Genomic DNA, 16,845 nt, shown 5'->3' with positions numbered 1-16,845 from the left:
TTTTTGTGAAATTTAAGTTAAGTAAAATGATTTCGGCGTGTTCACTGGTACTTGCTAGTGCCGGCGTGAGCGCTGAAACTAATGCGCTTGAACACGCTTACCAATTAGGTAGGTTTGTTGAAGATAATACTGTAACAGTACCATTTAGAACGTTGGACAATGGCGACGTTGGCTCTGCTACTCTCGATATTGACAACCTTGTTCGTAAACATTTAAGTAATGAATATTTCATTATTTTACAAGACCAACCACTAACTAATTATCGTGGCGGGATCAATAACCTTGCTCCGACGAATATTCTTGCCAGTAAAGGCAGTAATACAACTAGCCAGGGTAAATTAGATACCAAAAGTTTGGCCTCTAAAAAATATAAAAGCTACCTGGCCAATAAGCAAAACGAGACCCAATTTCATCTTAATTTGCGTTTACAACGCGACGTTGAAATTGGCTCGACGTACCAAACGGCACTCAATGGCTTTACTGCAACGTTATCGCCTTCAGAAGCCATATTAGTCAGTCAGCTGCCAAACGTTATTGCCGTGGGCAAAGCTGGTATTGCTGAAATTCAAACGGACAGTGGCCCAGCTTATTCTGGGGCAAAAAACGTTTGGCGAGGAACCGAGACCGCAAGCGGAAATAAAGGCGAGGGTATGGTCATTGGTATCATCGATTCTGGTATTGGCTCGTTTTTAGAGCCGGTAGACGATATTAATGACCTGAGTAATTTACCGCCATTTCACCCATCATTCGCCGATAAAGTAGATGAAGATGGCGATGGTCTGATTGATTACGACCATGTCAATCCGAAGCCAAATCCTGATTCAAGCTCTGGCTATTATGGTGACTGTGTTGACAGCCCAGGCTGGTGTAATGACAAGTTAATTGGCATCGTGCCGTTTGGGCATCTGCAAAAAACGCTTATTTTTGCCCGGGATGAAGAAAACACCTTTATGCGAGTGCGCGATATGCAGCGTTCAGAAACCGGTCAGGATTCAAACGGCCATGGTACTCATGTGGCTTCAACTGCGGCGGGTAACGTGGTTCGAAATGTAAAAACTGAAGGAGCAATAGGTGGCTTGCTACCCGAAGTGTACCAACACGACTTTGTTTATGAAAAAATTTCCGGGGTCGCGCCACATGCGAATATTATTGCTTACAAAATCTGTGACTCTGGTGGTTATTGTCATCCACAATATGCGATTGATGCCATTGAGCATGCGATAGACGTTGGTGTTGATGTTATCAATTATTCGGTTGGCAGTTTTCCTGCGTCGCCATGGTATGACTGGGTGTCACTGGCGTATTTAAATGCTCGCGAAGCTGGTATAAGCGTTGCTGCATCGGCAGGAAATAATGGTGCTATGGGTCAATACACAATTAAAACTCCTGGTAATGCACCCTGGTTAATGGGTGTTGCGGCGGTAACTCATGACCGTGCTTTCGATAAAAAACAAGTGACTTTATCGGGTGGTTCGGCTGATTTTGAATTAGAAACCAATGTTCTTATCGGAGAAAGTGCAACCCAAGGTTTGCCAGCAACCGATGTTGTCTACGCTGTTGATGTTGAATATGCCAGCGCCGCTGATGATTTTGAAATGGCCGGCTCTTGTGGTATCGATTCGATTCCCGCAGAAGCTGTGGCCGGTAAAGTCGTGATCTGTAAACGCGGCGGTGTTTCCCTTGATGGTCCGTTAAGCCGCGCGGTGAAGAGTCATAACTTGTCGCTTGTTGGCGCAGCCGGAATGATCTTAATTAATACGAATGATTCGGGAACTAACCTTGCCTCGGATTTTCATACTATCCCGTCGGCGCATCTTGATAAAAAAGACGGCAAATTATTGCTTGAATGGTTAGCAGAAGGCGAAGGGCACCAGGTAGCTATCAGTGACTCGCACTTAGTAAGCAGCCAAACATTTGAAGAACATGAAGATTACAGTGGCATCATGACTGGCTTTTCATCACAGGGCCCCGATTTATTCAGTGGTGATTATCTGGTACCAGACATAGCTGCACCAGGTCAGGATATTCTTGCCGGTGGTTTAGGTCACAATATGAAAGAATTTACCCTTAATTTGAATGCGACAACAGATCAAGACTTTAGGTATCTTTCCGGTACGTCGATGTCGTCACCGCATGTGGCGGGTATGATGCTTTTACTCAAGGCCAGTCGTCCAGAATGGACTCCGGCCGAGTTACAATCAGCATTAATGCTAACCGCGGGAACTTATGCAAAAGTTGTCGGTCCTGTGGTGGATAAAAAGCAAACCTGGGCACCTGCAGCATTGCATTCATCTGGTGCCGGTGTTGCTCGAGTTGATTTAGCCATTGAAACGGGCTTGGTTATGAATGAAACCATCGCCGGCTATTTAGCCGCAGATCCATTTGGCGATATTGCCTTTGTGCAAATGCCGACCAAGCCTGGTGAAGCTGAACAAGGTGAAGATGAAAATATTCGTAATGTTCGCGATCTTGTTAAGGAGCTGCCACCCGGCTGGCACGGTAAACCAAGTAAAATGAACATTGCCAGTATGTCAAAAGGCGACTGTATAGGTCAATGCCAATGGACTCGTACGTTAACCGCGACTAAAGATGCTGATTGGACCGTATCTTACAGTTACACCACTGAAGGTATGGAGTTAACCAGTGATCTTGATGGTCAGACTATTTCATTAGCCGCAGGTGAACAATTCGACATTACCGTGACCGCCAGCGTTAACGAAAAACTTGATAGTTCTTGGTCGGATGGTCGTGTGCACTTAACTCCGTCTAACCCAAGTATTCCTGCCGTATCTATGCCGGTTACCGTAAATTTTGTCGCCGGTAGTGCGCCGGAATTGGTAGAAATTAATACCAATCGTAATGTTGGCAGCGTAATAGTTGACGATGTAGTGTCTATTGGTACTAGCGATTTAACTGTTTTGACTTCCACTTTAGAAGCCGGCATTGAATATAATGTGTCATTAAAACGTTCGAGTATGCCTGATTACCTTAGAGAAGAAACGGACGTATCCGCATATTTTATGCCAATTACCGTGCCGGCAGGCACTGATCGACTGGTAGTGGAAATTCTTGAAACATCATCACCAGACATCGATGTGTACATGGGGAAAGACAGCAATGCAAACGGCTATGCTGATCGTAATGAGTGGAATCGAATTCATTTATGGGCTGCAACGTCAAAAGCTCATGAAAAGCTCGATTATGCTTTACCGTCACATGGCGATTATTGGTTAATGCTCCACAACTATGGTAATCAATTTAACAATGAGGACCGAGATGAGTTCGATCCAGAGCAGGCCAGTAAGATTGATACCATCAAGTTTGTGGTCAGTGTTGTTAAGGATGAGTTTGAAGCCGATGAAGATGAAAACGATACTGCGTTAAAGGCGAAAGCGCCCAAAGATAATTATCCCCATTCTGATATTCCGGTGACTGTCTCATGGAATAAAGAAATGCGTGAAAAAACACGTTATTACGGTGCCATGGTGCTGGGCACCTCTGAAGAGCTAATTGGTAATTTAGGCTGGGTGAACATTGACTTGTACCGTGATCAGGATGATGTGAAATTACGCTTATTAGATAAGAGCGCGGGTTTAGCGTCATACAATATTCACTTTATGGCGAATAACTCAGATAGTGAGCAAAACTATCAAATGTCTATGGAGCTAGTTGACGGGGCTACATTTGAAAGCATGCAAATTAGCTCAGACCCTGATAACAATGCCGATGGCACCAAAGGTCAAGATTTCACTTATAACCAGGAAGGTAACACCTTTACTTGGGAGTATAAGCAAGGTGTAAATGCAGGCGCTGAAACTGTCACTGTTGTATTTGATTACACCGATGTTGAAGGCTATAGCGACATTACGCCTTATGTCACTTCACAACTTAATGATGAAGACGAGCCTCAGCTGGCGTTCGCAGCACCTGAGATGGTAAAAGGTGCGCCAATTTTCACCGTTGCAGCATCTGATTCATTGGTCGAGGAAGGTGAGCTAGTCACCTTAACTTCAACATTAATCGACGGGGTTATCGACGGCGCACCAATCACCTATGACTGGCAGCAAACGTCCGGTCCAGTTGTAAATGTTACCAACAACGAAACCAGCATCAGCTTTACTGTTGTTAAAACAAATGAAGCCATCACCTTTCGTTTAATTGGTAACAATTCTGAGCGAGATTCAAAACCTATTGAAACCTCTGTTTATGTAGAACAAGAAGAGCAAGGCTCTGGTGGTAGCACCGGTATGGCCTGGTTTGTACTTGCCTTGATGACCCTATTTATCCGTCGTCAACAAGCACAGAAATAATTTAATAATAAAAAAAGAAATGATCACGCAGGCAGTTTTTGCTGGCTGCGTAATTGAATAAATACTAAATAATTTGGGATATAATTGTGAGAAAAATTAATATATTAACCTCAAGCATTCGTGCCGCATTTATTGTTGGTGCAGTGGGGAGTTTTAACGTTGCTGCATTTGCACAAGACGAAGTAGAAAGCGTAGAAGTTGAGCAAGTCGTTGAAAACGAATCAACAGAAACTGTTGATACCGAAGAAATTGAAGTGGTCGAAGTTACCGGTTCACACATCAAGGCAAATGCCCTTGAAGGTGTTAGCCCGGTTACGGTGATCACCGCTGATGAGATGCTTAAAAAAGGCTTTTCAACGGCGTATGATGCATTAAAAGATTTAACCCAAAATACCGGTGTAGTGCAAGGCGCTGAAATGGCCGCGCAAGGTGGTTTTACGCCAAATGCGCAATCACTTAACTTACGTGGCTTGGGTAATAACCAAACCTTAGTATTAGTTAATGGCCGCCGTGTTGCTGATTATCCAGCGCCATATAATGGTGCGTCAAACTTTGTTAACTTATCATCTATTCCTGCTGCGGCAATTTCTAGAATGGAAATTTTAACCTCAGGTGCATCGGCTATTTATGGTTCAGATGCTATTGCGGGTGTTGTTAACATTATTACTAAAAAAGATGTTGAAGATACTACGTTTAGTGCCCGAATTGGTACTACAACGGAAGGCGGCGGCGATGAAGGTCGTTTCCAATTAGTTACCGGATCAGTTGGTGATGATTACAGCGTAACCTTAGCATTAGAGTATCAAAAACAAGATCCAATCTTTTCTGCCGATCGTGATTTTATGGACTCAGTAGACGATGGACCATTAGAAAGAACCGCACTGGATCGCGGTATTGTCATTGTTGATGACATGGCGCAGCGTGGTTTTTACCCTGATGATGAAGATACTGAAGACGTTGATGAAAGCGTGAAATGGTATCGTGACCCAACTGAGCCACGCTGTTTAGCGTCAGGCTCAGGTTATGAATACACTGAGCGTGTTACTGTTGCTGATGATGAAGATGATGATGATTTCGTTTGGGGTAACTATTGTGGTGTTGATCTTTCAGGCACAAAATCACTACGCAACGAGCGTGAAACTGTATCGCTATACTTAAGCGGAGAGTATAACTTAACTGATGATACCAGTGCTTATGCTGATGTAATGTATTCACAACAGGATGCATTTGTGCGCGGCGGTTTCCACTTTGTTAATACCAAAATTCTAGAGCTTTTACCTGAAGGTGAAGAAGGCAATATGGCCATTCTAGAAGAAGGGGTTATTCCTGGTGATTTCGAAGGTGCAAGCCAATATGACTGGCGTACTGAGCAACGTTTATTTGCTCAACATGAATTAGGGTATAGAGACAGCACCATTGAAGATTCTGCTTTACAGGTAAATGCGGGTTTTAAAGGCGTAATTTTTGATGATTACGATTGGGAGCTTGCCTTTAGCCGTAGTGAAAATACCAATGATAGATACGCGACGTTATTAAAAGAAGAAGCGGTAAGAACGCTTTATAAAGGTGGCTACAATACCCATACTTATTGGTATGAAGAACAAGGTATAGAGCACTACGATGGTGTTGGTACCGTTGATTTATATGCGCCAGTTACCCAAGATATGCGTAATTCGTTACTTGGTACACAACTAACTGCGGCTGACTCATACTCAAATACAGTAACCGGCATTATTTCAGGTCCGGTTATGGAACTACCAGCTGGCGATATGTATTTTGCCTTGGTTACCGAATGGAATCAGCAAGGCTATGATATTGAACTTGATGATAGAACCCTTAATGAAGATGGTAATGGCTGGGATGGCGTTACTGGTACTGAAGGTGGCGGTGATCGTGAACGTTACGCGGTTGGTCTGGAATTACAATTTCCAATCATTGATACGCTAAGCGCGCAACTTGCTGGTCGTTATGATCAATATGAAGATGATACTAGTGATGTTGGTGGCCGCTTTACTCCACAAGTAGGTATGGAATATCGCCCAACAGGTGATTTGTTGTTCCGTGGTAACTGGGGTAAGAGCTTTAGAGCGCCAGACATGCATCGTGTATTTGCAACCGATGGTGGCTATTACACCACTGCGTACGATTACTCAACGTGTGAAGACGCTTATTACGAGCAGTACAAAGATGATGATGGCGATTGGGATACGCCTGTAGAAGAAATGGAAGCCTACGATCCGGCTAAATCACCATGTATGGCACAATCAGCTAAAGGTAACAGTAAAGGCTCTAAAACTCTTAAAGAAGAAGAGGGTACAACATACGGTCTTGGTTTTGTTTGGGATATCACTGAAACGTTAAATGTAACGGCCGATTGGTATGTGGTAGAGATTGAACAATCTGTAGTAAGTGAATCAATGTCGGGTATTTTACTTAATGATTACTACTGTAAAGTTCGCCAAACAGAAGATGAAGATGCAGATAACTATTATCCATTTGACGCGCAAGAACGAGAAGACTTCACTCCTGGCAGCCCACAATGTATCGCCAATGCTGAAAACATTACTCGTAAAGATGCGGGTATCGCAGGTCCTCAAATTGAGTCAGTAACGACCAGCCATGTTAACCTGGCAAAAACTACGGTAGAAGGTATCGATGCAAAAGCTGCTTACCAATATTCGAGCAGTTTTGGTGATTGGTACTTCAACTTAGCCTGGACCCATACGCTTGACTCAACATATCAAGCAGATGAAGAGAGTGAAGAAATTCATACTCGTGATAAATGGTGGAATAAGTCAGCTCGTTCGGTTATGAATGGCTCTGTTACCTGGGTTGAAAGTGATTTATCAGTAACCTTAAGTGGTCGAAGAATCGGCTCTATACCTATCTCTAATCCACCAAAAGAGTTTAGTGATGAAGATAGTTACTATCACGAAAGTGTTCAGCGTTTAGACCCTTACTATACCTTTAACCTTACCTCGGCATATTACATCAGTGACGACTTTAAAGTATCAGCACAGGTTCAAAACGTATTAAACGAACAACCGCCTGAAGATGTAACTGCTTACTCATGGCCATTCTATAATGGTGCATACGGTGGCGCAGCAGTAGGTCGTACAGTTTCAGCTGAAATGACTTACGTATTCTAAAGGTCAGATTAATGCCTTAGCCTGTTTCAATAGGCTAAATTTAAAAACCAGTTACTAACGTAACTGGTTTTTTTATTTCAGGGATGATGGAATGCAAATCGCCATGGACCGTTCTTTCACATTCTCGGCAACTGCTCCCTCGATAACTGCTCCTGCGTTATTCTACATCCATGTATTAATGCATTGCTCTAATATACAACGTCCATGTTGAAAATGTGATCACGGCATATACAACTTCCAGGTTGAAAACGGCAATAGATTTGTAACTTCACTTTAGTTTCGAATATGTAGCTTCGCTACTTCGAATACGTTTCACTACAATAACTATAAGTATTTGACGGTCCACAGAATGTGGCTATTACTTGCAAAGTATCCGTTATCAATTCCTCGCTTTTTCGTCATCAACTCCTCGCTTTTTGTCATCCCGTACTTGTTACGGGAACCATAATGTAATGGATTTCCGCCTCCGCTCTGGCATCCTCGATAATTTCTTCTGCTTTGTTCTACCTACGTGCATCCCTCTACCTCTTCCATCCTTAGAGTCGTGCACTTGAATGACTGAGTATTAGCCCATTCCTCCTAAATTTTTTGAAAAGTATTCACCCTTCAGGGTGATATTTTAATTATTTTAAACTTTTTAAGTCTTTGTTATTTAAGAGTTAAATGTATCGTTTTTGGTATTGATAATAAATGAATGATAATTCAATCACTAATCAACGAATCGCAGATATCAGTTGATTGCGTAACCAATACTCCTCTTGTATTTTGTCCCGCTCAATCTCTCTTTATGCCAAAAATAACTATAACCGCATAATAAATTAGCAAGGAGTATTAGTGTATGATTTTTAAAAAATCAACACTGGCATTTTGTGTAACTAGCTTGGTTACAGCAAGTTCATATGCCATAAGCATGTCAAATACTACGTCAGAATTGCAAAGCGATTCCGACACTATCTCTATCTATGAACAACCAACAACAAGTATTAAAACCTATCTAGTTACTTTGTCTAGTGCAGGTGCGCTTGTACAAGCGATGGAAGATCAAAATATTTCACGCGAACAGGCCAGCTTACAAATCAATGCCAGCCAAGAAAGTGTTATCGATGAGATTTTAACCTTAGATCAACATGCTGTGGTTGGCACTCGTTTTCGTGTTGTTGGCAATATGATGTATGTCAAAATGACAGGGGTTGCCGCAACGCAGCTTATGCAAAACTCTTTAGTGTCGAGTGTTAATGCCATTGATGAAAGTGATGCTGAGTTTATCGATCAGGAGGAAAGCCCGTACGCAAAACTGCAAGTAAATGATGATGGTGGCCACACCGTGGTTGCACTGATCGGCTCTGGTGTCGATTATACCCATGCAACTTTAGGCGGTGAGGGTACATTTGCCGCTTATAATAAGGGCTATGCCAATTTGACTAACTATTGGGGCGGATTCCCTAATAATGTAGTGATTGGTGGTTTCGACTTTGCTTCCGAGAAAGGTGCCTACGATTATAATCCGCTAGAATATCCTGCAGATTTTCAGTCGCCATATAACTCATTGCAACAATATAAGGGCGGCATTGGTACCATGGCGGCGTCATTGATCAGGCAATCGGCAGGTGACGCAAAAATACTGGCCTATAAAACCAGTGGCATAACGTTCAATCAATATGTCAGGTACGAGGGTCGCCGCACATTTGCGCTGGCACTTGAAATGGCAATGGACCCGAATCAAGACGGTGATATGTCGGACAGCGCTGATATTTTACTGATTAATTATGCCAACAGTGTCAGTTCCTATTATCGCGAGCAGGAAACCGGCGGCAATCACTTTACTGTGCAAACCGCGTTAATTCGCGCTGCCGCGGCCACCGGCTCTTTAGTCGTCGTACCTGCAGGAAATGATGATTATTATAAGTTTCATAACTATTACTCAATGAGTTATCGCGGCGCGGTGCAAGAAGCGCTAACGGTTGGCTACTCTGAACATAAAGATGGCGCATACCGAGTTGCCGGCAATAGTCCATTTGGCCCTACCCGTGGTGAGTCAATACTGAAACCGGATATTTTGGCATTAAATCGCAATGTCAAAGGCGCGGCAGCCGCTGGCGGCGCGATATTTAAGGAAATGGAGGCGAACGAATATTTGATCGCGGCAAAAGTTGCCGGCACTGCCGCCAGTATCATGGAATCGCATCCTGATTTGTCCAATGAAGAAGTAAAAGCGCTTATTGTCAATACTGGTATTCTTGATATTGAACAGCATTGGGGCGTCGCGCAAATTGGTGGTGGTTCAATTAATCCTCTGGCCGCAAATAAATCTTATGCGCTGATGATGGAAGAAAGTACTTTACTGCCAAGTATTCATTTAGGTAACCAGCCAGTTTTTGATAAAGCCGGATTTACCCGTAACATTATCATTAAAAACCTAACCGAAGAAAGCCAAAGCTATGACGCTGAAATCATTATCAATGGCGAACGTTTAAGCAATCAGGCCATCGATGTTGTTATGCCTGAGCATATTGTACTGGCGCCAAATGAAGTAAAAGCCGTTACTGTATCGTTTAATGTTGATGCCGATAAATTACCGGTAACGCCAATTAGAAAAGGCGGTGATTTTACCCTAGAAAACTGGGAACAACTGGCCATTAATGGTTTTATTAAACTCAACCATGAGCGTAATCCAGGCGCCAGTATTCATATGCCCTGGTTAGTGATACCGCAGCGCTCGTCGCCGTTTGTCGCTGATGCCGAGACTAATGATTTCACCCCTATTCATAATGAGCAATACTATTTGGACAAAGGTGAAGAATTTCCAGAATTACCCCATAGTGCAGATTGGCAAGATAGCGCCAAGTACGATATTCGCTTTGCTCATTATCAAGCGGAAATTACCAATACATCTAATATTGAGCAAGACTTATATGCTATGCCATTATTCTATAATGCCACGCAAAAACCGGAGCAAGGTTTAGGTAATCACGGACATTATATTAAATCCCTTGCCGGTGGCCTGTACCCTGAGCAGCAATGTGAGTCCGGCAGAAAGCTGAGCCTGGCGGTCAGATTATTTGAATCGTTTGAAATTCCAATGAGTAATCACCCCGATCGTATGGGGTCACGACTGCTTAATATAAATTTACACAATCAAATCAATGTCGCCTTAGCCGATGGCAGTAATTTTATGCTAGATGCGGTAAAACGTGAAAGAGGTAAGCTGACAACTCTATCGGTTGATCTTGCTGAAGATAATAGTTTTACCAGCAACTACGTTGATCTTTCCATGGAGTTTAATGTATTTGACCCGCGCGCCAGAGTTAAAAATACCGGCTTACCATTAGTGGTTAGTCCCGGCGGCGACTCGCTTATCATCAATATTTGTACCGACAAAATGTATCATGATGAAATCAATCATACCACCTTTGAAGAGCCGATTGCCATGCAGTTTGTCAGCGACAGGCAATCACTGCCAGGCGTTGATGATCCGATCATGATGCATAACTTTTTCTTGAATGGCGATATGATCGACGTGGTTATTGCCGATGAAAATGAAGAAGCGCAGCCAGTTGATGATAGTTGTGACGACGGTTACAACAAAGACAATGCCGGTAACTGTATTCGGGTGTTTACTTCGCCATTAACCATGTCGTTGTTTAGCTATTTTTATGATGGCTATTTTGACCTGAACGAAAAAGAGAAATTTGAACTTAGCACCTATGATTACAGTTGCGATGATGCTGTACAGGGCCTTAAAAAGTGTTCATTATCTCATCCACGTTTTAATAAAACTCTAACCTTTAGTGTGCCAGAGGCGATTGAATTTAACGGCAGTGTCATTTGTGATTTTCCGGCAAACAATACCCTAGCATCGTGCTTAGCAGACGGTATTTCTGATATTGATGGCATCGATGAAAGTGCGTTTCGTCGCGATATAGATTTTAACAACCTGCTTAATGAACCTGAACTGTCGATAGATGCGGCTTATTCTTTACACACCGGCAGTGCCATTAAAATTGCCAACATGGTTGACGATGAACCGGTAGAGTGGAAAAGTCATTTGACTGTACCACCACAGGGCAAAGTCAGCGTGTCGTTTTATCTTGATAATCGCTGTGCATCCCTATTCAGAGATGATCGATGCTTACCAGGCGCTGTAGTATTTAATCCAACCCTTTCTTATTTCGCCGTCGCTGATGGTAGTGGGGATGTGCAAGCCATTAAGCCAGGGCAAAGTTTCAGCGTGCCAGAAAATGCACAAAATGGTCAAATCATCGGCCGCGTGCAAATGGCTGAAGAGCAAATCACACAATTAAATAATCAACGTATCTTGTTAATCGATGGTGGCCAGGGCGCGCCTTTCCAGTTATCTGAAGATGGGGTGTTAGCGGTTCGAGATAGCAGCATGCTCGATTATGAACAAAATAAGACTTACCAACTTATGGTTGCCGCTAATTGGGGCAAAGTGTGGGGTAAACAACTGCCAATCACCATAGGGGTTGCCAATGTCAACGATAATGCGCCGCTGCAAGTGGCAAATATTGAACATATCAAGGCTAAACAGCAGCAGGAGCTGGCGGCAATCGATCTAGCTAAATATTTTATCGACGCCGATAACCAGGGCTTGATTTTTACCGCCACTGATTTACCGCTCGGTTTAACTTTAGACAAAGCCGGCATCCTTGGCGGCAGCCCGGTAAGTAAAGGGGACTATAGCGCCACCGTTAACGTCACCGATGGTGCTAATAGACTAAAAGCCAAAATCAATTTCGAAATAACCAGTGCCAATGAAGATGCGCAGACGACTGATGCAGAGCCATCGGCAGGCTCGATGTTTATCAGCCTTTGTATGTTATTGATGCTAGTGCGTCGTCGTTACTGTTAATTATTTAAAGGGAGCAATTGCTGCTTCCTTAAAGGGAATCTATCGTGAAATTTAAACTAACTACCATATTATCGGCATTGCCAATTTTATTGGCTAGCCAGCAATTTAGCGCATTGGCGTTTGCTCAGCATGAAATTGCGTATACGTCAGATGATGGCGAAGCAAGCATGCTACGCAGTGTTGATAATAAAGCGGGTTATTATATTTTTAATAATCGTTTTAACGAAAAGCAGCGCACTGCTACCAGTGATTATTTAGTGGTATTGGCGGATGAGCCGCTGGCCACTTATGCGGGGCAGGTAAATGATCTACCAGCGACAAATATACTGGCCAGTAAGCAGGCCAACTCGACTGAAAAAGGCAAGTTAAACACTAAAAGTTTAGCGTCGAAACGTTATAAGCATTATTTGGCCGGCAAACAGAGTGAACAACAACTCTATATTGATTTACGCTTAAAACGCGACGTTGCCGTCGACACTCACTATGACACCGTACTTAATGGTTTTTCAGCAAAAATTAGTGCCAGTGAAGCACGAATTATCGCGCAAATGCCAGGGGTTATTGCGGTCAACAAATTTGAGACAATGCAATTAACTACTGACCGCGGTCCGAAGTTTTCCGGTGCCGAGCAAATTTGGGCGGGCAGCTCGGCGTTTGACGGCTTTAAAGGCGAAGGTATAGTGGTCGGGGTGATTGATTCTGGCATCGCCTCATTTCTACAGCCGGTAGAAGACATTAATGATCTGGATAATTTACCGGACTTTAACCCCTCATTTGCCGATAAAGTCGATGAAGATGGCGATGGCATTATAGATTATGATCATACTAACCCATACGGCGACGGCGTTTATTTTGGTGATTGTATCGCCAAACCAGGCTGGTGTAATGACAAATTAGTCGGCGTTGTCGGCGTCGGTGTATTTGGCCGCGATCTCGTTAACCGATCCTTACAAGATAATCGTAGTGCTACTGGCCAGGATACCTATGGTCACGGTTCACACGTAGCATCGACGATTGCTGGTAATGTGGTCAGAAACATTAAAACCGAGACGGAAATGGGTACGTCGCTGGAAGCGTTATTTCCACAAGACTTTATCTATGAGCAAATCAGCGGTGTTGCCCCGCATGCCAACATTATCTCTTATCAGGTGTGTGGCAAGCACGGAAGTTGTAACGAGAAAGAAGCCATTGAAGCGATTGAGCACGCGATTAATAATGATGTCGATGTACTTAATTACTCTATTGGTAAGGCCCCCTCAATACCTTGGTATGACCATACCTCACTGGCATTTTTAAGAGCACGAGAGGCGGGTATTCATGTTGCGGTTTCAGCCGGTAATTCAGGTATGAGTGGCCGCGGCTCGATGCGAACGCCAGGCAATGCCCCTTGGCTGCTGTCGGTAGCGGCAACAAGTCATGACCGCGCGTTCGATGAAAAAGTGTTAACCTTATCGGGCGGCGATACCATGTTTGATTTAGAAAGTCAGACACTTGTCGGCGCTGGTGCGACCCAGGGTTTAACTGCAACAGACGTGGTCTATGCCGGCGATGTTGAGTATCGTCAGGATATCACCCATGAACATGAACATACCCATATTAATGATGCCGGCTTCACTTGGCAGGATCAACATGAAAATATTTATGATGAGGACGATCCACAGCACCGATGGTATCACTGGGAAATGCAGCAAAATCGTGGCCGGTATACCCATACCCATGAACATAGTCATCGTGATGCCGTAGAAAAATTTGGCATCGAAGGGGCTTGTGGCTTAGGCTCGTTAGATCCTGACAAAGTTGCAGGTAAAGTGATTATTTGTAATCGTGGTGGTAGCGTTAATGGCCGCGGCATGAGCCGGGTTTCAAAAAGTTTTGCGGTAAAAGCTGCAGGCGGCGCTGGTATGATCCTTATTAATACCGACGAAACACCTGATAATCTCGTTGCCGACTGGCACAGCGTTCCATCGATTCAGCTGGAAGAAAAAACTGGTGAATTGTTACTCGATTGGTTGGCCGCAGGCGAAGACCATCAAGTGGCGATCAGTGCTTCAACGCTTATCAGCAGTACATCGTTAGCGCCAGAAGAGGATTTTTCCGCTGTTGTCGGGGTGTTCTCATCACAAGGCCCGGACGTTTTTAGTAGTGATTATTTGGTGCCGCAAATCGCTGCGCCTGGCGTGAGTGTGTTAGCGTCAGGTCTTGGCTATGGCATGCAAGAGTACGATAAACACCCGAGCCAAATTTCTCGAACTGATGCCGTATATCAAACCGGTACTTCGATGGCATCCCCGCATATTGCCGGAATGCTGGCACTGATGAAAGGTTTAAAGCCTGAGTGGACACCTTCCCAGGTGCAATCGGCGCTGATGCTAACTGCCGGCACCGAGCTCAAATTTAACGGCCCAATTGTAAAGAAAAAACAAACGTTTATACCGGCTGAAATCCATTCCACTGGCGCAGGTCTTGCTAATGTCGGCAGAGCGGTTAACTCCGCGTTAGTTATGACTGAGACCTATGACGGCTATATGCAAGCTGATCCTTATGGTGATGTCGTGTTTATTCGCTTGCCAGCTATTGCAGGAGAGGCCGAAGAGCCGATCGAAAGTATTCGCGATTTGGTGAAAGAATTACCCGATGGCTGGCACGGTAAGCCAGAACGAATGAATTTGGCCAGCTTATCAAAGGGCGAGTGTCAAGGTAGTTGTAGCTGGTCACGAACCTTTACTGCAACCAAAGATGCAACCTGGAATGTATCTTATAGTTACACCACCAAAGGCATGGTATTAACCAGTAATAAAGACAATGGCCCATTCACGGTTAAGGCGGGTGAAAATTTCAGTATTATCGTTACCGCTACTGTCAATCACGAGTTAGACACAAATTGGTCCGATGGTCGCGTGCATTTAACCGCAACCGATGAATCAATCCCTAGTGTTTCTTTACCGGTAACTGTGCAGTTTAAAGCGGGTAAAGCGCCGAAAGAAATTAACATTGTTGCCCATCGTAATGAAGGTAGTGCGCCATTAGCAGGTGTTTCTACTGTTGGTAGTGATGATTTTACCACGACAGTGTCACCGTTATCGAAAGCTAAGCTATACAGTACTAGCATTAAACGGTCAATGAGCCCGTATTATTACGAAGATGACAAAGACTCGGTGTTCGTTGTTCCCGTAAGTATTCCGGCCCGTTCAGATCGGTTAATTATCGAGGTGTTGGAAACCACATCACCTGATATAGATCTATATCTGGGCTATGATGCCAACCTTGATGGCGAAGCCGGTGCCTTTGAAATAAGAGCTGGGCAAGTCCTTAACCGAGCTACTATGGCTGCGTTGGAATTACTTGATGTGCCGTCCCCACCAAATGGTGATTTCTGGTTGCTCGTTCACAACTATGGTAACCAGTTCAATCACTTGGAAGACCCAGACTACGATCCGGTCGCGGAGCAAACTTATGACGATATTAAATTGGCGGTGACCGTTGTTAGTGATGATTTGGAAGTTCATGGCGAAGATGAATTAAAAGTTAGCGCACCAAAAGAAAATTATGCCAACTCTATCGTGCCAATTGATATCCATTGGCAGGAAGATATGCAAGAGGATGATCGCTTTTACGGCATGATCGGTCTTAGTACAAAAGAAGAGCTAGGTATTAATATTGGTATGGTTAACGTCAATATTGCCCGCGGTGTTGATGATGTTGCTTTATCTTTAATTGAGAATGATAGTGCTAACAGTCTGGCAAGTTATAAAATCAGCTTTATGGCCAATAACACTACTCACGATAAAGAATATCAAATGTCGTTAGATCTTGAGCCGGGTGCATTGCTGGAAACCATTACTATCGATAGCGTTATTGATGGTGCGACCACGTCCGCCGAGCCGTTAACCGTTGAACAAGATGGTGAGCAACTTACTTGGACCTATACCCATTCGGCTAATTCTACGGCTAGTGAAGTAGTAATTGTGTTTAACTATCAAAATGTTTCAGGTAAAAGCGACATCACCCCTTATGTCACGTCCATGCTTGATGATAGTGAACTAATACAAATTGCTCGTACTAAACAACCAACTATGGTGCAGGGCAAACCGTTCTTTATGGTCGAAGCATCAAACACCTTAGTTATGACAGGTGAAGTGGTTAGTTTAGACGCCATAGTCGTTGATGCGGTTATTGATTCTCCACAAATTAGCTATCAGTGGCAACAAACCGAAGGCCCTGAAGTAGTGGCTAGTATCGATGAGTCGCAGTTAAGTTTTACTGTGCCTGAATTTAAGCATGATGAAGCGATAACGTTTGAATTGATTGGCAGTAATGGTGAGCGTCAGTCTAATCCGGTACTAACTACTGTTTATGTTACAGGTATTGATAATGACAAAGGCGGCAGCAGCGGGTTTATCTGGTTTGCTCTGCTCTTATCAGGCTTAGTACTACGTCGTAAAAAATAATACCTAGAAAAATAATAATTAATGCAAGTGAGTCAGGTGGCGACAAAATATTTATGTTGTCCATCGAC

Annotated in this window: 4 protein-coding genes; all 4 read left to right on the top strand. The window is 43.7% G+C overall.

Annotation, left to right across the window (positions count from 1 at the left end; translation table 11 throughout):
* The first annotated feature begins 5 nt into the window (after positions 1-5).
* Complete coding sequence (locus tag RI844_RS05175) at positions 6-4,310, top strand: S8 family serine peptidase (RefSeq protein ID WP_348397381.1); 4,305 nt, start codon at positions 6-8, stop codon at positions 4,308-4,310.
* Positions 4,311-4,396: 86 nt separating this feature from the next.
* Positions 4,397-7,459 (top strand): TonB-dependent receptor plug domain-containing protein, encoded by a 3,063-nt coding sequence (locus RI844_RS05170; RefSeq protein ID WP_348397380.1) that lies wholly within the window; start codon positions 4,397-4,399, stop codon positions 7,457-7,459.
* An 838-nt stretch (positions 7,460-8,297) separates the two neighbouring features.
* On the top strand, positions 8,298-12,329 hold the full coding sequence (locus RI844_RS05165) for a S8 family serine peptidase (RefSeq protein ID WP_348397379.1): 4,032 nt from the start codon (positions 8,298-8,300) through the stop codon (positions 12,327-12,329).
* A 44-nt stretch (positions 12,330-12,373) separates the two neighbouring features.
* Complete coding sequence (locus tag RI844_RS05160; protein ID WP_348397378.1) at positions 12,374-16,777, top strand: S8 family serine peptidase; 4,404 nt, start codon at positions 12,374-12,376, stop codon at positions 16,775-16,777.
* The last annotated feature ends 68 nt before the right edge of the window (positions 16,778-16,845 follow it).

It is taken from the genome of Thalassotalea fonticola, from assembly GCF_032911225.1.
Classification (GTDB): Bacteria; Pseudomonadota; Gammaproteobacteria; order Enterobacterales; family Alteromonadaceae; genus Thalassotalea_A; species Thalassotalea_A fonticola.
This window is presented reverse-complemented; position numbering and strand designations above follow the sequence as displayed.